The 18,419-nt window shown below is 75.1% G+C and carries 20 protein-coding genes; 13 read left to right on the plus strand and 7 right to left on the minus strand.

The window, feature by feature from the left end; all coding sequences use genetic code 11:
• Positions 1–14: 14 nt before the first annotated feature.
• Positions 15–443, minus strand: a complete 429-nt coding sequence (locus DMP17_RS26935; protein WP_337830963.1) for an SRPBCC family protein — start codon at positions 441–443, stop codon at positions 15–17.
• A gap of 122 nt (positions 444–565) precedes the next feature.
• On the opposite strand from DMP17_RS26935, the gene DMP17_RS26940 reads away from it, so the two are divergent.
• The 3 genes from DMP17_RS26940 (at position 566) to DMP17_RS26950 (ending at position 3,927) form a co-directional block, all read left to right on the plus strand.
• Positions 566–973 carry a YciI family protein gene (locus DMP17_RS26940; protein ID WP_178376542.1) on the plus strand — a complete coding sequence of 136 codons (408 nt, stop codon included), beginning with the start codon at positions 566–568 and terminating at the stop codon, positions 971–973.
• Complete coding sequence (locus DMP17_RS26945) at positions 970–2,136, plus strand: RNA polymerase sigma factor (protein WP_337830964.1); 1,167 nt, start codon at positions 970–972, stop codon at positions 2,134–2,136. Before DMP17_RS26940 ends, DMP17_RS26945 begins: the two co-directional genes overlap by 4 nt.
• 84 nt (positions 2,137–2,220) lie before the next feature.
• A complete protein-coding gene (locus DMP17_RS26950) occupies positions 2,221–3,927 on the plus strand; it encodes an ATP-binding SpoIIE family protein phosphatase (RefSeq protein ID WP_337830965.1) in 1,707 nt (568 codons plus the stop codon).
• Between the two features lie 6 nt (positions 3,928–3,933).
• Here the strand turns inward: DMP17_RS26950 and DMP17_RS26955 are convergent, their stop codons facing one another.
• Positions 3,934–4,128, minus strand: a complete 195-nt coding sequence (locus DMP17_RS26955) for a hypothetical protein (protein ID WP_337830966.1) — start codon at positions 4,126–4,128, stop codon at positions 3,934–3,936.
• Positions 4,129–4,150: 22 nt separating this feature from the next.
• On the minus strand, positions 4,151–5,098 hold the full coding sequence (locus DMP17_RS26960) for a calcium/sodium antiporter (RefSeq protein WP_337830967.1): 948 nt from the start codon (positions 5,096–5,098) through the stop codon (positions 4,151–4,153).
• A 113-nt stretch (positions 5,099–5,211) separates the two neighbouring features.
• Here DMP17_RS26960 and DMP17_RS26965 point away from each other — a divergent pair, with 113 nt between their 5' ends.
• Entirely contained in the window at positions 5,212–6,660 is a 1,449-nt protein-coding gene (locus DMP17_RS26965; RefSeq protein ID WP_337830968.1) for a flavin-containing monooxygenase, read from the plus strand.
• On the opposite strand, the gene DMP17_RS26970 is transcribed toward DMP17_RS26965, so the two are convergent.
• A complete protein-coding gene (locus tag DMP17_RS26970; protein ID WP_226354478.1) occupies positions 6,636–7,100 on the minus strand; it encodes an STAS domain-containing protein in 465 nt (154 codons plus the stop codon). The two genes, DMP17_RS26965 and DMP17_RS26970, sit on opposite strands and share 25 nt — an antisense overlap.
• A gap of 167 nt (positions 7,101–7,267) precedes the next feature.
• Between DMP17_RS26970 and deoC the strand changes: the two genes are divergently transcribed.
• Positions 7,268–7,990, plus strand: a complete 723-nt coding sequence (deoC, locus tag DMP17_RS26975) for a deoxyribose-phosphate aldolase (protein ID WP_337830969.1) — start codon at positions 7,268–7,270, stop codon at positions 7,988–7,990.
• 81 nt (positions 7,991–8,071) lie between these two features.
• Positions 8,072–9,907: a hypothetical protein gene (locus DMP17_RS26980; RefSeq protein WP_337830970.1), complete on the plus strand. Its 1,836-nt coding sequence runs from the start codon at positions 8,072–8,074 to the stop codon at positions 9,905–9,907.
• 24 nt (positions 9,908–9,931) lie between these two features.
• On the opposite strand, the gene DMP17_RS26985 is transcribed toward DMP17_RS26980, so the two are convergent.
• Entirely contained in the window at positions 9,932–10,717 is a 786-nt protein-coding gene (locus tag DMP17_RS26985; protein WP_337830971.1) for a hypothetical protein, read from the minus strand.
• Between the two features lie 94 nt (positions 10,718–10,811).
• Positions 10,812–11,417: a TetR/AcrR family transcriptional regulator gene (locus DMP17_RS26990; protein WP_337830972.1), complete on the minus strand. Its 606-nt coding sequence runs from the start codon at positions 11,415–11,417 to the stop codon at positions 10,812–10,814.
• Between the two features lie 98 nt (positions 11,418–11,515).
• Here DMP17_RS26990 and DMP17_RS26995 point away from each other — a divergent pair, with 98 nt between their 5' ends.
• From DMP17_RS26995 to DMP17_RS27025, 7 genes are all read left to right on the plus strand, one after another.
• A complete protein-coding gene (locus tag DMP17_RS26995; RefSeq protein ID WP_226354483.1) occupies positions 11,516–12,046 on the plus strand; it encodes an SCP2 sterol-binding domain-containing protein in 531 nt (176 codons plus the stop codon).
• A gap of 32 nt (positions 12,047–12,078) precedes the next feature.
• Positions 12,079–13,287, plus strand: a complete 1,209-nt coding sequence (locus DMP17_RS27000; RefSeq protein ID WP_337830973.1) for an acyl-CoA dehydrogenase family protein — start codon at positions 12,079–12,081, stop codon at positions 13,285–13,287.
• Positions 13,288–13,522: 235 nt separating this feature from the next.
• Entirely contained in the window at positions 13,523–14,251 is a 729-nt protein-coding gene (locus tag DMP17_RS27005; RefSeq protein ID WP_337830974.1) for a BPL-N domain-containing protein, read from the plus strand.
• Between the two features lie 93 nt (positions 14,252–14,344).
• Positions 14,345–15,346, plus strand: a complete 1,002-nt coding sequence (locus DMP17_RS27010) for an esterase/lipase family protein (protein ID WP_337830975.1) — start codon at positions 14,345–14,347, stop codon at positions 15,344–15,346.
• A 94-nt stretch (positions 15,347–15,440) separates the two neighbouring features.
• Entirely contained in the window at positions 15,441–16,307 is an 867-nt protein-coding gene (gene folP, locus DMP17_RS27015) for a dihydropteroate synthase (RefSeq protein WP_226354487.1), read from the plus strand.
• 2 nt (positions 16,308–16,309) lie between these two features.
• Positions 16,310–17,068, plus strand: a complete 759-nt coding sequence (locus DMP17_RS27020) for a dihydrofolate reductase family protein (protein ID WP_226356618.1) — start codon at positions 16,310–16,312, stop codon at positions 17,066–17,068.
• A gap of 62 nt (positions 17,069–17,130) precedes the next feature.
• Positions 17,131–17,691, plus strand: a complete 561-nt coding sequence (locus DMP17_RS27025) for a GNAT family N-acetyltransferase (protein ID WP_337830976.1) — start codon at positions 17,131–17,133, stop codon at positions 17,689–17,691.
• A gap of 106 nt (positions 17,692–17,797) precedes the next feature.
• On the opposite strand, the gene DMP17_RS27030 is transcribed toward DMP17_RS27025, so the two are convergent.
• Positions 17,798–18,352, minus strand: a complete 555-nt coding sequence (locus DMP17_RS27030; protein ID WP_226354488.1) for a hypothetical protein — start codon at positions 18,350–18,352, stop codon at positions 17,798–17,800.
• Positions 18,353–18,419 lie beyond the last annotated feature (67 nt).

Here is an 18,419-nt window from a genome sequence, read left to right on the forward strand (position 1 = left end):
AGGGGGAGGGCCGGTCAGCGCGGACCGGCGCCGACCCCGCGGACCAGGCCGGACAGCAGCACCTTCGACAGCCCCTTCGCGAGCAGCGCCTCGCCCGCCGGCAGCCGCTTGTCGGCCTCGACCGCGTAGGTGATCTCGGTACCGGTGCCGACCGGGCGCAGCGTGACCTCGCCGCGGTAGTTCTTCAGCGGCACACCGGCCAGCGCCCGGTAGCCGAGGCGTCGCCCCGGCTCGAACGCGGTGACCTCCTCGACGATCGGACCGGGTGAGCCGATACCGACCTTGCGGACGGCGCCGACACCGTTGGGCTCCGGCGTCCCGGCCCGCGTCACCGCCACCTTCAGGCCCGGCGCCCACGCGGACATGCCCTCGTGGTCGGACAGCACCGACCACACCGCATCGGGTGTCGCGGACACGGTGCGGACGGACGTCGCTCTGATCATGTGCGGAACCTACTGACGGGTAGAAGAAAAATCGAGCGGACATGTCGAGAACGCGCGTCCGGTTCCGTCCCCGGGGTGAACGCGGCCAGGATGGGCCGCGACGAGCACCGAGGAGACCCACCATGGCCAAGTACCTGCTGCTCAAGCACTACCGCGGCGCCCCGGCCCCGAAGAACGACGTGCCGATGGACCGCTGGGCTCCCGAGGAGGTCACCGCGCACATCCGCTTCATGCAGGACTTCGCCGAGTCCCTGAAGGAGACCGGCGAGTTCGTCGACGCCCAGGCGCTGGCGCCGGAGGGCACCTTCGTCCGCTACGACGGCGAGGGCCGCCCGCCGGTCACCGACGGTCCGTTCGCGGAGACCAAGGACCTCGTCGCCGGCTGGATGATCATCGACGTCGACAGCTACGAGCGGGCCGTCGAGCTGACCGGTGGGCTGTCGGCGGCCCCCGGCGCCGGTGGGGAGCCGATCCACGAGTGGATCGAGCTGCGCCCGTTCCTCGAGGCCCCGCCGACCGTCACGGAGTGAGCAGCGAGGTGGTCGGTACCGACGCCGCGCTGCTGCGCGGTCTCGTACCGGAGGTCCTGGGGATCCTCGGCCGTCGCGGGGCGGGCTTCGCGGCGGCCGAGGACGCCGTGCAGGACGCGCTGGTCGAGGCCCTGCGGACCTGGCCCGCCGACCCGCCGCGGGACCCGAAGGGCTGGCTCGTGACGGTGGCCTGGCGCCGCTTCCTCGACGCCACCCGGTCGGAGACCGCGCGTCGTGGCCGGGAGGAACGGGCCGAGGCCGAGCCGGCGCCCGGCCCGGCGCCGGACCACGACGACGCGCTCGAGCTGTACTTCCTGTGCGCGCACCCGTCGCTGTCGCCGTCGTCGGCGGTCGCGCTCACCCTGCGCGCGGTCGGCGGGCTCACCACCCGGCAGATCGCCGCGGCCTACCTGGTGCCCGAGGCGACGATGGCGCAGCGGATCAGCCGCGCCAAACGCACTGTCGCGGGGGAGCGGTTCGACCGCCCCGGCGACGTCGCGACCGTCCTGCGGGTGCTCTACCTGGTGTTCAACGAGGGCTACTCCGGCGACGTCGACCTCGCCGCCGAGGCGATCCGGCTGACCCGGCGCCTCGCGGCGTCGGTCGACCATCCCGAGGTCGCGGGCCTGCTCGCGCTGATGCTGCTGCACCACGCCCGCCGCGCCGCCCGGACCGGCCCGGCGGGCGAGCTGGTGCCGCTGGCCGAGCAGGACCGCGGCCGCTGGGACACCGCGCTGATCACCGAGGGGGTGGCGGTGCTGCAGGCCGCGCTGGCCCGCGACCGGCTGGGGGAGTTCCAGGCCCAGGCGGCCGTCGCCGCCCTGCACGCCGACGCGCCGGCCGCCGGGGAGACCGACTGGCCCCAGATCGTCGAGTGGTACGACGAGCTGGTCCGGCTCACCGGCAGCCCGGTCGCCCGGCTGAACCGGGCCGTCGCCGTCGGGGAGGCCGACGGACCACGGGCCGGGCTGGCGGCTCTCGCCGATCTCGACCCGGCGCTGCCCCGCTGGACCGCGGTCAGCGCCCACCTGCACGAACGGGCGGGGGAGTGGGCCACGGCCGCGCGTCTCTACGCCGAGGCCGCGGCACTGGCGTCCTCCACGGCCGAACGGGACCACCTGACCCGGTGTGCCGCCCGTCTCCACACCGGATCGGCGGGCTGAACCGCATCGTCACAATTGACGATCACCCGGCCTCCGCGGTACACCGACAGGACGCTGGCGCGCCGCGGTGCAAGGATCACGCGAATGAGCCTGGTGTCGGATCCCGTTGCGGTCGCGGCACCGTCGCCGCTGGAGTCGCCGGCACGGCTGGCCGCGGTCCAGGCCACGCACCTGCTGGACACCGGGCCGGAGGAGGCGTTCAACCGCCTGACCCGGCTGGTCTCGGTGGTCCTCGGCACCCCGGCGGTCATGCTGACCGTCGTCGACGAGGTCCGGACCTTCCTCAAGGGCACCCCCGAGCCCGCGCAGATCGTCGGGCCGGACGGCGTCTGGTCGGCGCCCGTCGAGGACAGCGGGTGCAAGGTCGTCGTCGAGTCGGGCGGGGAGATCTGCGCCGGTGACGTGCGGGCCGACCCGCGGCTGCGCGACCTCTCGCTGATGACCGACTTCGGTGCGGCCGCCTGGCTCGGCGTGCCGGTGCGCGACCCCGCGGGCCAGGTCGTGGGCAACCTCTGCGCGATGGACGTCGTCGTCCGCGAGTGGACCCCGCTGCACCGCGAGACGATCCGCACCCTGGCGGACGCCGTCGAGGGCGAGATCGCGCTGCGCCTGGCCCTGCGAGAGACCGAGCGGCAGGCGTTCGCCGCCGCCCGCAACGCCGCCGAGACCGAGACGCTGGCCCGGACGCTGCAGGAGTCGCTGCTGCCGGCGCAGCCCCCGCGGCTGCCCGGGGTCGACATCGCGGCCCGCTTCCTGCCCGGCGGCTCCGGCGTGGAGGTCATGGGCGACTTCTACGACGCGGTCCCCACCCCCGACGGCGTCGCCGTGGTGATCGGCGACGTCCAGGGCAAGGGCGCCGGCGCCGCCCGGACGACCGCGCTGGCCCGCTCGGCCACCCGCACCGCCGCGCACTTCGAGAACGACCCGGCCGCCGTGCTCCGCACCGTCAACGACGTCCTGCACGTCTGGTTCGACGGTCGCATCAGCTTCGTCACCGCCGCGCTCGCGTCGCTGCGCCGCGGCCCCTCCGACACCTGGCACGCCGACCTCGCCTCGGCCGGTCACCCGCCCGCCCTCGTGCGACGGGCCGACGGCACCGCCGAGTTCCACGGCGGCGGCGGGCTGGTCCTCGGCATCGGCACCACCCCGATGGTGGCCGGCGAGGGTGTCACCCTCGCCGCGGGCGACAGCCTCGTCCTCTACACCGACGGCATCACCGAGGCGCACGTGCGCGGGCACTGGGAGCAGCTGGGGGAGGAGGGCGCCCGGCGCACGCTGGCCTCGCTCGACCCGGGCGCCGACGCCGACACGATCGCGCGCGCCCTCACCGACGCCGCCCTCGCGCACTGCGGCGGTCACCTCAGCGACGACGCCGGGGTGGTCGTCGTGCAGGTCGAGGAGCCCGGCACCGGCGACGCCGACCGGGTCGTCACCGAGCACGTCCCGCACGCCGGGGTCGGCCGGGAGACGCGGCGTTCCGCGGAACGCGTCCTCGTCGGCTGGGACCTCGCCCCCGGCACCCTCGCCGACGCGATGCTGGTCATCGAGGAGCTCGTCGCGAACGTCGTCGACCACGCCCGCACCGCGTTCCGCCTGACCCTGGTCCGGGGCCGGGACGCCCTGCGGATCGAGGTCGACGACGAGGGCGCGGGCGGCCCGCTGCTCCAGCCGCTCGACCTGCGGGCGGTGCGCGGGCGCGGCCTGCAGCTCGTCGACGCCGTCGCGCAGGCCTGGGGCTGCGACACCCGAGGCCGCGGCAAACGGGTGTGGGCCGAGCTCGCCGCGCGCTGACCCGACCTAGGACGCGTCCTCGCGCCAGGTCAGGTCGATCTCCAGCTGCCGGTGACCGTCGGAGGCGGTGCCGGTCGCGGACCGGCGGACCTCCGCGCGGCCGTCGCGCAGGGCGCGGGCGGCGTCCTCCAGGTGCGCGGCGAGGTCGTGCGCCGCGGTCGTCGCGTCGGGCCAGGACCATGCGTCGTCGGATGCGGTCATGCGCCCAGTGTGCGACACCCGCTCACACCCGGGTGAGGACCAACCAGGTCAGATAGGCCGCGTAGCCCAGTACCAGCAGCCCGCCCTCGGGCCGCGACAGCCGGGACCCGGTCCGCATCGCCAGCCCCGTCCCCAGGGTCGCGACGACCAGCAGCACCAGGTCGGCCTCGACGACGTCCGGCGGGACCGCGATCGTCGCGCCGGGTGCGGCGAGCACCGTCGCCCCCAGGACGAGCGCGATGTTCAGGACGCTGGACCCGACCAGGTTCCCGACGGCGAGCCCGGTCTCCCGCCGTGCGACGGCGACCAGCATCGTCACCAGCTCGGGTGCCGACGTGCCGAGCGCGACGACCGTCAGCCCGATCACCGCCTCGTCGACGCCGAGCACCAGCGCGCCCTGCACCGCGCCGTCGACCAGCAACTCCGCGCCGAGCACGACCAGCGCCAGGGAGAGCACCAGCACCAGCAGCTGCACCAGCGGGCCGCCGCGCCCGTCGCCGGCGTCGGCCTCGGCGGTGACGTCCTCGCGCGGGGAGGTGCGCAGCACCAGCACGACGTAGCCGACGGCGGCGAGCAGCAGCACGACCCCGCCGGCCGGGCCGATCGACCCGTCGCGCGACAGGGCGAACAGCAGCAGCGCGGCGGCGACCATCGCGGGCAGGTCGTAGCGCAGCGTGCGCCGGTCGAACGCGACCGGCCGCAGCAGCGCGCCCAGACCGAGCACGAGCAGCAGGTTCGCCAGGTTGGTGCCGACGATGTTGCCGGTGGCGATGCCCGGGCTGCCCGAGCGCGCCGCGTCGATGCCGATCGCCAGCTCGGGCAGGCTCGTGCCGACCGAGACGACGGTCAGCCCGATGACCATCGGGGACAGACCCAGCCGGGTGGCGAGCCTGCTGCCGGACCGGACCAGCAGCTCGGCGCCGACGAGCAGCAGCACGAGACCGCCGACCCCGAGGAGGACCGCGTCCACCGGCGCTACCGCGCCCCGCCGGAAACCACGGACCCAGCCTGGCCCACCGGGCGCCGCGTGTCGATCTGAGACAGGTCGGTCCGGCGACGTCCCTGATCGGCCACGCTGGGCCGGTGGAGGACGAGCACGACGTCGTGGTCGTCGGCGCCGGGGTCGCGGGGCTGTACGCGCTGCACCTGCTGCGCCGGCGCGGTCTGCGGGTGACCTGCGTCGACGCCGCGCCCGAGCCCGGCGGGGTGTGGCACCACCAACGGTTCCCGGGTGCCCGTGTCGACACCGAGGGTGCCGCGTACCAGTACCTGTTCTCCGACGAGCTGTACCGCGACTGGGGCTGGAGCGAGCGCTTCCCGGCCGGCTACGAGGTGCTGCGCTGGCTGCGGTTCGTCGCCGACCGGCTCGACCTGCACCGCGACCTGCGACTGTCCACACCGGTCACCGCCGCCCGCTGGGACGGTGGCCGCTGGCGGGTCCGCACCGGCGACGACGAGCTGTCGGCCCGGTTCCTGGTCCGCTGCACGGGGGCGTTCACCGCGCCCCGCACCGACGCCGTCCCCGGACGGTCGGACTTCACCGGGCCGGTCGTCCACACCGGAGCCTGGCCCGCCGGGGGACCCGAGCTCGACGGGCTGCGGGTCGGCGTCGTCGGCTGCGGGCCGAGCGCGGTCCAGCTGGTCCCGGCCCTGGCCGGGCGGGTCGGCCGGGTCACCGTCCTGGCCCGGACCCCGCGTTTCGTGCTGCCCGCGGCCAACCCGATGTTCGGCTGGCCGGAGCGCGCGGCCTACCGCGACCGGCTGCCCGCGATGCGCGAGGCGGTCCGGTCCACACCGTCCGGCACCGGGCATCTGTCTGTCCACAGAGGACTGAACAGTCTGGGGACGGTCTACGACGAGGACCCGCTGGCGCTGCACCCGGCCCGGCTCGCCGGGCTCGCGTCCGACCCGGCACTGCGGGCCGCGGCGGCCGCCGTCGTCCGGGACCGGATGCGGGCGCGTCTGAGCGACGACCGCCTCGCGGCGGCCCTGGTCCCGGACGGCGACGACTACGGCCTGCGCCCCGTCGCGACCGACCAGGGCTGGTTGGAGAGCTTCCACCGCGACGACGTCGAGGTGCTCCCCGTCGCCCGGAACCCGGTCACGCGGATCCGGTCGGAGGGGGTCGGGCTGGCCGACGGGACCGTCATCGGGCTGAACGCGATCGTGCTGGCCACCGGGTTCGACCCGGGCGCGACCCGGGCCGGGATCGACGTCGTCGGCCGCGACGGGCGGCTGCTCGGCACCGGGCCGGGCCTGCTCGGGATGGCGCACCCCGGCTTCCCGAACCTGTTCGCGCCGCTGGCGCCGACCCTCGGGTACGGCAACGACGCGGCCTGCCTGCAGGGACAGGTCGAGTGGGTCGACCGGGCGATCGGCGACCTCGACGCCGACGGCCTGTCGACGATCGAGGCGCTGTCGTGCCCGGCGGAGCCGGTCGCGCCGTACGCGGTGCCCGGCGGGGTCGCGGGCGTGCTGCGGGCCTGCGACGACGAGGCCGCCGCGGGCTACTCGTCGTTCGAGCGGCGCTGACCGTTCAGGCGGACGTCCGGGTCCGGCACGCCGAACAGCATGTTCCGCGACGACGCCGGCTCCTCGGGGATCCGGTCGACGACGTCGAACAGGTCCATCGCGCCGGTCACCTGGAGCGCGCGCCGTGCGGGCCGGCTCGACCCGCAGTACACCCGCAGCCGCTTGCCCTCGGAGCCCATCATGTCGCGCGACTGGAGCAGCGAGTTCAGCCCCGCCGTCCCCAGGAAGTCCACGCGGGTCAGATCGAGGATGAGCTCGGGGCCCGCCTCGGACCAGATGCCCATCTCCACCCAGAGATCGGGCGAGGTGTCGTCGTCGATGGCGCCGATCGCGTGCAGCACGGTGGCGCCCGCCGGGTGGCTGGACTGCTCGAAGCGCAGCGTCGGTCCGGGAACGGCGGCGTGCGCGGCGTCCGGAGCGGAGCGGTCGTCGTCCGCCATGGTCGGGCCCCCTTCCGCCACCGGGATCTCCGGAGCGTCCGACCAGCATCGCAGCGGGTGGCCGTCACCGCATGTGCTGATCGGCGGCGCCCCGGGCGCGTAGCCTTCGCACCCGACCGCCGACCACCCGCGGGGGCGATCCTCCCGCCGGGACCCGAAGGACCACCGTGAGCGCTACGACCCTCTCCGCCGCCGCGATCGCCGGGATGATCGACCACGCGATCCTCAAGCCCGAGCTGACCCGCACCGAGGTCGACGCCCAGCTCGACCTCGCCGCGCGCTACCGCATCTTCAGCGTGTGCGTGCGCCCGTCCGACGTCGCGTACGCCGCCGCCCGGCTCGCGGGGACCGGCGTCGCCGTCGGCACCGTGATCGGCTTCCCGCACGGCACGACCAGCACCGCGGCCAAGGTCGCCGAGGCGCGGCAGGCGATCGCCGACGGCGCCGCCGAGCTGGACATGGTGCTGAACATCGGCCGGCTGCGGAGCGGCCTGACCGACGACGTCGAGGCCGACATCGCGGCCGTCGTCGGGGCCGCCGACGGCCGCGTCGTGAAGGTGATCCTGGAGACCGCGTTGCTGTCCGACGACGACGTGGTCGCCGGCTGCCGGGCCGCCGAGTCGGCGGGCGCGGCCTTCGTGAAGACCTCCACCGGCTTCGCCGGCGGCGGCGCCACGCCCGGGCACCTCGCGCTCATGCGCGCCACCGTCGGACCGCAGGTGCAGGTCAAGGCCTCCGGCGGGGTCCGGGACCTCGACACCGTGCTGGCCTTCCACGCCGCGGGCGTCACCCGCTTCGGCACCAGCGGTACGGCCACGATCCTCGACGACGCCGCGGCCCGCGACGCCGGCGGCGACGCGACGGCCCGGGTGGACGACGCGTCGTACTGAGGGGGCTACCGAGCGGTACACCGGGCCGCCGGATCTGCGAAGCTGACCCGAGCACGTTCCCGTGAGCCCCGGAGGAGACCGATGGCGAAGCAGCCCCTCCCGAGCTCCTGGTCGCCCGCGGGCGTCACCGGGACCCTGATCGGCGCCGCGCTCGGCACGGTCGGCGCGGCCGTGGAGATCGGCCGCCGGCTGCCCGGCTGGCTGGCCGAGGCCCCGCGCGCGGTCGAGGCGATGCCATCGGTCGCGGCCGACGTCGCCGCGCTGCCGCGGCGCATCGCCGGTGTCGACGCCGCCCTGACCGGCCTTGCCCCGGTGCTCGACGACGTGCTCGGCCGGGTCGTGACGTTGTGGGACGACCCGGTGACCGTCGAGCGGATCGACCGGCTGACCGCGGCCGTGGTCGAGCTGGCCGGGGCCGCCGGACCACTGCGTGAGCTGGCCGGTGCCCGCGACGACCTGCACCAGCTCGCCGGGCTGCGGGAGGACCTGCACCACCTGGCCGGCGTGCGCGACGACCTGCACGAGCTGGCCGGGGTCCGGGAGGACCTGCACGAGCTGGCCGCGGTGCGGAGCGATCTGCACGAGTTGGCGGGGATGCGGGAGGACCTGCGGGAGCTGGCCGCGGTGCGGGGCGACCTGCACGAGCTCGCCGCCGCGGTCGGGCCGCTGCGGGAGCTGGGCGGGGCGGTGGCGTCGCTGCAGGAGCTGGCGGGGGCCGTCGGTCCGCTGTCGGAGCTGGCGGGTGCGGTGGAGGCGCTGCGGGAGCTCGGCGCCGCGGTGGGCCCGCTGTCGGAGCTGGCCGGGGCCGTCGCGTCGTTGCAGGAGCTGGCCGCGGCCGTGGGGCCGCTGTCGGAGCTGGCGGGTGCGGTCGAGGCGTTGCGTGAGCTCGCGACCGCCGTCGGGCCGCTGACCGAGCTGGGCACGGCGGTGGAGCCGCTGCGGGCGCTGGGTACGGCGGTGGAGCCCCTGCGCGAGCTGGGTACGGCCGTCGGCCCGCTGACCGAGCTCAGCACCGCGGTGGGCCCGTTGCGCGAGCTGAGCACGGCCGTCGGGCCGCTGTCCGAGCTGAGCACGGCCGTCGGGCCGTTGACCGAGCTCAGCTCGGCCGTGGGTCCGCTGTCGGAGCTGGCGGGGGCCGTGGAGTCGCTGCGGGAGCTCAGCGCCGCCGTCGGGCCGTTGTCCGAGCTGGCCGCGGTGCGCGGGGACCTGCACGAGCTGGCCGGTGCCGCGGCGCCGCTGCGGGAGCTGGCCCCGGCCGCGGGCGACCTCGCCGCGCTCGCCGGTGCCGTCACCTCGCTGCAGCGCCTTGCCGACGCCGTCGCCCCGCTCCAGGAGCTCGCCGCCACCCGCGCCGACCTGGCGCAGCTCGCCGGCGCCGTCGAGCCGCTGCGGGAGCTGGCCTCGGCCCGGGAGCACCTGGAGAGCCTCACCGGCGCCGTGCCCGCGGTGCACGAGCTGGCCGCGACCCGGGCCGACCTCGCGCGGCTCGCCGAGGCGGTCGGACCGCTGCAGGAGCTGGCCCGCACCCCCGGCGACCTCGCCGCCCTCGCGGGCGCGGTGGAGCCGCTGCGGGTGCTCGCCACCGTGCGCGAGGACCTCGCGACGCTGGCCGCCGCCACCGGAGACCAGGGCGCCGTCCGGCGGATCGCCGCGGCCGTCGCGGACGCCGACGCGGACGGGACCCCGCGGCTGGCCGCGCTGGACGTCAACCTCGCGCAGGCCGCGAGCCAGCTGACCGCCGTCGCCCCGGACCTGCGGTCGGTCGCGGCCCGGATCGACGCGCTCGACCGGCAGATCGGGGTGCTGGCCGACGCGCTCGCGCCGCTGCAGGGCACCACCGAGCGGATCGGCCGCATCGTCGACCGGCTCCCCGACCGCACCCGGCGCCTCGTGACGCGTCCGGCCACGGAGAGCTGAGGGCGGCCGGGCGGGGCGACCGGCTCACTGCAGCCGGTGCACCGTCCGGGCGTGGTCGAGCATCGCCTCGGAGGCCGCGGCCGCGAGCCCGAGCTCCGCGACCGGCGCCGAGGTCATCGTCATCGCCGCCCGTTCGGGAGCCGCGGCACGCCCGTCGAGGTCCCGGGCGAGCGCACCGAGCGTGCGCAGGTTGGTCTCCACCCGTGCCAGCTCGCCGGTGGCCGCCGCCAGATCGTCGACGGTCGGGGCCAGGACGTGCTCGGCGCGGCCCGCCGCGCGGTCCCGCGCGAGGTCGGCGGACTGGTTCCCGACGTGCTCGGCCAGCTTCACGGCGTTCCAGAGGGTCGCGGGCAACAACCGGTCCGGATCGACACGGGCCTGCTGCCAGGCGGACGAGGTGGCGACGGCCGTCGCGAGATCGCACAGGCGGGCCTGGTCCGTGCCGTCCCCGACGTCCAGGAACGGGTCGCCGCCGCGCTCCTTCCGGTACCGGGCGACGGGGTCCGGGAACACCGAGGTGTAGACCAGCGAGCCGGCGACCACCGCCACCGCGGTGGCACCCGCGCCCCAGAGCACCACCGACAGCACCCCGGTGGCCAGCAACAGCGGCACGAGGACGGCCGCCGCCACGACCACCAGGAGCAGCACGACGGCCCCGGCGCCGGAACCGGGGAGGTCGACGCCGCCGGAGGTGTTCAGCTTTCGGCTCGGCCCGCCGAGGACGAGGGGGTCGTGCACCCTGCGGGTGCCGTCCCGTTCCAGCACCGTCGGGAGGACGGTCGTGGCCCACTTCGATCGCGTGGCGGACATGAGCTCCTCCTGCACGGGTGGTCCGTCTGTCCGTTCCATCAGACCCGCGCGGGAATGCGTTACCGGCGCCCCGGACCCGCACGCCGGGCCCGGGTCACCCGCGCAGGCGTTCCAGTCCCGGCCAGACCAGGGCCATCAGCGTCGAGGCGAGGTCGTCGGGGTCCCCGCCGTCGCCGGCCCAGTCGGCCAGCCCCTCGGCCGCACCCGCCAGCGCCGCCGCGATCGGGGTGGTGACCGTCGCCGGGTCGACCCCCTCGGGGACGGCCAGCTCGGCGGCCAGCAGCTGTGCCACCCGGTCGACGATGCGGGTGCGCGCCGCGTGCACCTCGTCCGCGAGCGCCCCGATGCGGGCCTGGCGGTAGAGCACCGACCAGCCGTCGCGGTGGGTGGTCACGCTGGCGAAGAACGCCCGGAGGCCGCGGTGCAGGCGCACCTCGGCGTCGGCCGGTGCCCCGGCGGCGGCGCCGGAGACCGACACGAGCAGCCGGTCGGACTCGCGGCGGATGCACCGCCGCAGCAGCTCCTCCTTCGAGCCCCCGCCGTGCGTGTAGACCATCGGCTTCGACAGCCCCGCCTCGTCGGCGACGGCGTCCATCGACGCGTCGTGGAACCCGTCCCGGGAGAACACGCGCACCGCCGCGTCGAGGACCTGCTTCTCGCGCTGTGCGGGCGGGAGCCTGCGGCGGGGTGGGGGTGCCATCTCGACAGCTTAGCTACTGCTGCGTAAAGTACGCCCCGTCCGAGCCGGTACGGCGAGTACCGGACACTTGTGTGAACCACGGCGAGGTGGAGCGAGCGATGGCCGACACGGTCGACATCAACGAGCTGGGTCGCAGCGTCGACCCGAAGTCCCTGTCCGACGAGCAGCTGATCTCCACCCTCGGCACGGCCCTGCGTGACGGGAACGCGAAGGACGTCGACCCGTCGCTGTTCGCCCGCCTGGTCAAGACCGCGTCGAAGCAGCAGCTGGCGACCGTGATGTCGTCCGAGGTCCGCCGGCCGGTGCTGGAGGCGATCTTCGGCCGGATGAGCGAGTTCTACTCGTCGAAGGGTGCCTCCGGGAACCGGCAGGTCGTGCACTGGCACATCAAGGACGGCTCGACCACCGACAGCTTCCAGACCGTGATGCAGAACGGGACCTGCACCGTCACCGAGGGCACCGACGAGGACGCCCGGACCTCGCTGACCATGCCGGGCACCGAGTTCCTCAAGGTCGCCACGAACAACGCCAACCCGGTGACCCTGTTCATGACGCGCAAGCTCAAGGTCTCCGGCGACGTCGGCTTCGCGACCGCCCTGCAGAAGATGTTCCAGATTCCGTCCGCCTGACGAGAACCGCGACCGACCAGCGGAGAGCTGAGATGACTTCCTTCGAACTGTCCGAGGAGCACCGCGAGCTGCAGGAGTGGGTGCACGGCTTCGCCGCCGACGTCGTACGCCCGGCCGCCGCCGAGTGGGACGAGCGCGAGGAGACCCCGTGGCCGATCCTGCAGGAGGCCGCGAAGATCGAGCTCTACAACTTCGAGACCCTCGCCTCCTTCTGGGGTGACGAGACCGGCCTGTCCATGCCGCTGGTCAACGAGGAGCTCTTCTGGGGCGACGGCGGCATCGGCATGGCGATCTTCGGCACCACCCTCGCGGTGGCCGGCATCTTCGCCTCCGGCACGCCCGAGCAGATGGTCGAGTTCATCCCGCAGTGCTACGGCGACGCCTCCGAGCCGCAGGTCGGCGCGTTCTGCTCGTCCGAGCCCGAGGCCGGCTCCGACGTCTCGGCGATGCGCACCCGCGCCGTCTACGACGAGGCGAAGGACGAGTGGACCCTGACCGGCCAGAAGGCCTGGGCCACCAACGGCGGCATCGCGAACATCCACGTGGTGCAGGCCGTCGTCGACGCAGGCCTGGGGAGCAAGGGGCAGGCCGCGTTCGTCGTCCCGCCGAACACCCCCGGCCTGGAGTCCACCCGCAAGATCAAGAAGATGGGTCTGCGCGCGTCGCACACCGCGGACGTCTTCCTCGACGACGTGAAGCTCCCCGGCTCCTGCCTGCTCGGCGGCAAGGAGAAGCTCGACGAGCGGCTCGCCCGCGCCCGGTCGGGGGAGAAGTCGAAGGGCTCGGCCGCGATGCAGACCTTCGAGCTGTCCCGTCCGACGGTCGGCTCGCAGGCGATCGGCATCGCCCGCGCCGCCTACGAGTACGCCCTGGAGTACGCCAAGGACCGGGTCGCCTTCGGCCGCCCGATCATCGAGAACCAGTCGATCTCCTTCACCCTCGCGGACATGAAGACCGAGATCGACGCCGCCCGGCTGCTCGTGCACCGGGCCGCGTGGATGGGCCGCAACAACGTCCCGTTCACCGCGGGCGAGGGGTCGATGTCCAAGCTCAAGGCCGGCCGGGTCGCGGTGTGGGCCACCGAGCGCGCCATCCAGATCCTCGGCGGTGCGGGCTACTCGCGCGAGCACCCCGTGGAGCGGATGCACCGCGACTCGAAGATCTACGACATCTTCGAGGGCACCGAGCAGATCCAGCAGCTCGTCATCGCCCGCGCGATCTCCGGGAAGCACCTGGCGTGACCCCGGCCGGCCGGTCCGCTGCGACGATCAGCGGACCGGCCTCGCCCGGCCGGTCGTACCGCTGCCGGAGGCCCCGCCCGCCCACAGCGGACGGCCGACCGTCCGGCAGCGCTGTCGCCCGTCCGGGCCCGTCCGGGTGCCGTCCGTGTCAGGGTCGTGGCATCCGGTCCGGTGGCGCCGTCCGCTCCCCCTCGTGACGTGCCGCCGGGTTCCCCCCGACCCCGGAGGACGACACGTGGACCGCAGGACGTTCCTGACCGTCGGAGCCCTCACCGTGGCGGCCGGCCTCGCCGGGCGGGGCGTGGCCTCCGCCGCGGGCGACGCGCCGCTCGCCCTGATCCACCGCGGGCCGTCGGTCACCGCGCCGGGCTCGCCCGAGACGCTGCAGCGGCTGCTCGCCGCCGCGCCGCTCGGGTTCCGCACCGAGTTCGTCGGGTCCGGTGAGGACGCCGACCTCTCCCCGGAGGCACTGTCCCGGGCCGCGCTCTACGTGCAGCCCGGCGGCGGGACCGTCGACGAGGCGTGGCCGGTGCTGGAGCGCCACGCCGGCGCCGTCGCGGACTTCGTCCGGGGTGGCGGCACCTACCTGGGGTTCTGCCTCGGCGCCTACCTCGCCGGCCGTCGCTCGGGCTTCGGCCTGTTCGACGGCACCGTCCGGCCCGCCGACGGCGCCGGGGCCGAGGGCGAGACCGTCACCGTGGACTGGCGCGGGACGTCGCGACGGCTGTACTTCCAGGACGGGGCCGCCTTCGACCTGCCGTCCGGGAGCACGGCCGAGGTGCTCGCGACCTACACCGACGGCTCGGTCGCGGCGCTCGCGCAGACCGTCGGGCGCGGCCGGATCAGGCTGGTCGGGGCGCACCCGGAGGCCGACGAGACCTGGTTCTCGGGTCCCGGGTACGCCGACAACACCGACCTGGCGCGGGATCTGGTGACCACGGCGCACCGCAGCCCGGCCGCCTGAGGCGCACCCGGTCGTCGTCGGAGCGACGAGAACGCGTCACCGCAGGCCGCCGCCCTCGTTCACCGATCAGGAAGATCGACAACGGGGGAAGACATGGCTCGGACGACGAGGTCCACCCTGCTCGCGCTGGCCGTCACCGCGGCCTGCCTGACCGGCGTCGCGGGGGTGGCGGCGGCCTCCCCGGAGCGCGCCGCCGACCCCGGGCCCGCGCCCACCGCGCCCGGCCTGGACGAGAGCCTCACCTGCCACGGCGACCTCGCCGGCTCCGCGGGCGCCCCGGTCCTGCTGGTGCCGGGGACGACGCTGGACCCCGACGTCAACTTCGACTGGAACTACGCCCGCGCCTTCGCACAGGAGGGCCGGGCCTACTGCCTCGTGCAGCTGCCCGCGCACGCGACCGGGGACATCCAGGTCGCGGCCGAGCACGTCGTCCACGCGATCCGCACCATGCACGACGAGGCGGGCGGCCGGATCTCGGTCGTCGGGTTCAGCCAGGGCGGCATGGTCCCGCGCTGGGCCCTGAAGTACTGGCCGGACACCCGCGGCATGGTCACCGACATGATCGGGATCGACCCGTCGAACTACGGCACGCTCGACGCCTACCCGGTCTGCGGGCCCGGCTGTGTCCCCGCGTTCTGGCAGCAGCGCACCGGTGCGGAGTTCCTCGCCGCCCTCAACGACGGCCCGGACACCTTCGCCGGGATCGACTACACGGTCGTCTACACCGTGACCGACGAGGTCGTGGTCCCGAACCTGCCGCCTGCGGCGAGCTCGGAGCTGCGCCGTGACGGCGCGGGCCGGCTCGCGAACATCCCCGTCCAGTCGATCTGCCCGGTGCACGTCGCCGAGCACCTGACCATGGGCAGCACGGACCCGGTCGGGTACGCCGTCGTCGCCGACGCGCTGGACCACGACGGCCCCGCCGACGCGGGCCGGATCGACCGCGCCGTCTGCCTGGCCGACGTCATGCCCGCCGTCGACCGGACGCAGCTCCCGGTGAACGAGGCGCGGCTGCTGGGGCAGGTCGCGACCAGCATCGCGACCGAGCCGCGGGTGGCCGCCGAGCCGCCGCTGCGGGAGTACGCGCGCGGCTGACGACCGGCGGGGTGGGCGCGCACGCCGGGCCCCGGGGAGGATGGAGATCCAATCGGGTCCTGCAGCGGGCCCGCCCGTGCTGTGAGGAGACCACGTGCCGAGCGTGACGTTCCGTGGACGTACCTGGAACCGGGACCGGGCGATGGTCATGGCGATCGTGAACCGGACCCCCGACTCGTTCTACGACCACGGCGTCACCTTCGCCGAGCAGGCGGCCCGGGACCGGATCACCGCGGTCGTCCGGGAGGGTGCCGACGTCATCGACATCGGCGGCGTCCCGGCCAGTCCCGGCACCGAGGTCTCCGAGCAGGAGGAGATCGACCGGGTCGTGCCGACCGTGGAGTGGGCGCGCCACACGTTCCCCGACGTCGCGATCTCGGTCGACACCTTCCGCGCCGGGCCCGCCGACGCCGTCTGCGCCGCCGGGGCCGACCTGGTCAACGACAACTGGGCCGCCGCCGACGGGGCGATCCTCGACGTCGCCGCCCGGTACGGCGCCGGCTACGTCAGCGCCCACACCGACCACGTCACCCCGCGCACCGAGCCGCACCGGCCCCGCTACGCCGATGTGCTCCGCAGCGTCATCGACCAGACCGTCGCGCTCGCCGAGAAGGCCGTCGCCGCGGGCGTGCCCGCTGGGGGGATCCTCATCGACCCGGCGATCGACTTCTCCAAGAACACGCTGCACAGCCTCCAGGTCCTGCGCGGCATCGAGGAGATGGTCGCGACCGGCTGGCCGGTGCTGCTGGCGATGTCGAACAAGACCGTCGTCGGGGAGTCCCTGGCCGTGCCGCTGGAGGAGCGGCTGACCGGCACCCTCGCCGCGACGGCGCTGGCCGCGGACCGCGGCGTCGCCATGGTGCGCGCCCACCAGGCCCGGGCCACCCGGGAGACCTGCGAGATGGTCGCCACCGTCCGTGGCGAGCGGAACCCGTCGCGGGCGGTGAGACTGCTCGCGTGAGCATGATCCACCAGATCTTCCCGGCGGCCGACGCCGGACCGCTGTCGACCGAGCAGCTCGAACGGCTCTACGCCTACCCGGACGACCGCCTCCGGCTGTCGGTCAACTTCGTGTCCAGCGCCGACGGCGCCGTCGAGGTCGAGGGCAGCTCGGCCGGGCTGTCCACCCCGCCCGACCGCGCGGTGCTGGACCTGGGGACCGACCTGGCCGACGTCGTGCTCGTCGCGGCCGGGACGGCCACCGCCGAGGGGTTCACGGGCGTCAAGCACAACGACCGGATGGACGACCGGCGCCGCCGCTTCGGGATGTCGGAGCTGCCGTCGACGGCGGTCGTCACCTCGTCGGGAAAGTCGCTCGACCCGTCGGCGCCGGTGCTGACCGACACCGTGGTCCCCACGATTGTGCTCACCTGCGAGTCGGTCCCCGCGGACCTGCGCGGCCGGTGGACCGACGCCGGCGCCGAGGTCGTGCTCACCGGCGACGAGTCGGTCGACCTCGCCGTCGCCGTCGCCGCGCTGGGGGAGCGCGGGCTGCGCCGGATCAACTGCATGGGCGGACCCGCGCTGTTCGGCAGCCTGGCCGAGGCGGGCCTGGTCGACGAGCTGCGGCTGACCCTCGCGCCGTTCCTGGTCTCCGGCGAGGCCGGGCGGATCGCCCGCGGCGCGGGCATGGACCCCGCGCGTCTCGAGCTGGTCAGCGTCGTCACGGGGGACGACACGCTCCTCATGCGCTACCGGGTGCGCGCGGCGCCGTCGTCCTGACGGGGAACCCCGGAGGGGGAGGTCCCGATCACGCACGGCGACGTCTGGGGCAGGATGGTCGTGTGTCGCGTCCCTCGAACATGCTGGCGGACGGCGTCGTCGTCCTCAGTCCGCTCGGCTGGGACGACGTGACGGCCCACCTCGCGGGTGAGGACGCCGAGATCGTCCGCTGGCTCGGTGGCGCACCCGCGACTCCGGCGACCGCCCGCGCCCACGTCCGCCGTGCGATCGAACGCTGGGCCGACGACGGGCCGAAGCTGAGCTTCGGCATCCGGGTCGACGGCGGCGCCGTCCTCGTCGGGACCATCGACGTCGACCTCGATCCGGCGGGGGACCGGGCAGGTCTGTCCTACGGCGTCTACGCGGCGTACCGCCGTCGCGGCCTCGCGACGCGCGCGGTCCGGCTCGCGGCCCGCTACCTGGGCGAACGGGGCGACGTGCGGTGGATCTCGATCGACGTCGACCCGCAGAACACCGCATCGGTCGGTGTCGCGCGACGGGCCGGGTTCCGGTTCCTGCGCCACGTCGTCGACGACGAGGGGTCCTTCGACCGCTACGAGCTCCTCGTCCGCGCGCCGGTGGTGCCCGCGCCGCCGCCGCGTCCGCGGCACGGCCGGCCCTGAGCCCGTCCGCGTACGCGGCCGCCCGCCCGGTTCCCCGGTCGTGGGGGACACCGGACGGGCGACGTCGCGAGCGCCGGTCGGGGGTCCGGCGCTCGTCGGTCCGCCGTCAGGAGACGGTCGGGGCCTCGATGTACATCACGCCCGGGACCTCGAACACGGGAAGCGCGCCCGCGTCGTCGGCCGACGGGAGGTCGGCGTCGTCCGCCGACGGGAGCTCGGGGGCGTCGTCCGCGGACGGCAGCTCGGGGGCGTCGTCGGCCGAGGGCAGCTCCGGCGCGTCGTCGGAGGACTGCAGCGACGCGGTGTCCGGCCGCGAGTCCGTGCCCGGCAGCGAGTCGGCCGACGGGAGCGAGTCCGCGGAGGGGAGCGAGTCGGCGCCCGGCAGGCCGGGGAGCGCGTCGGCCGAGGGCAGCTCCGGCAGACCGGAGGTCTCGCCGTGCGGGGTCTGCAGCTCGCCGAAGGAGACGCTGTTCGCGTCGTTCGACAGGGTGCCGTCCTCGTAGGACGGCAGGGCGGAGGTGTCCAGAGCGGAGGTGTCCGGGGCGTCGGGTGCCTCGGGCAGTTCGGCGGCCGAGGCCTGGCCGACGACGCCGGCGCCGAGGGCGGCGATGCCGGCGCCGGCGAGGGACAGCCGCAGGGCGGTACGGGCGAGCGGGGTCATGCGCACGTCCTTCCAAGGGGATCGGGGAGCGGAGGGGCGACGGGCGCCCCTCGCCGGGGGACAACGA

This window comes from Pseudonocardia sp. TMWB2A (assembly GCF_017312135.1).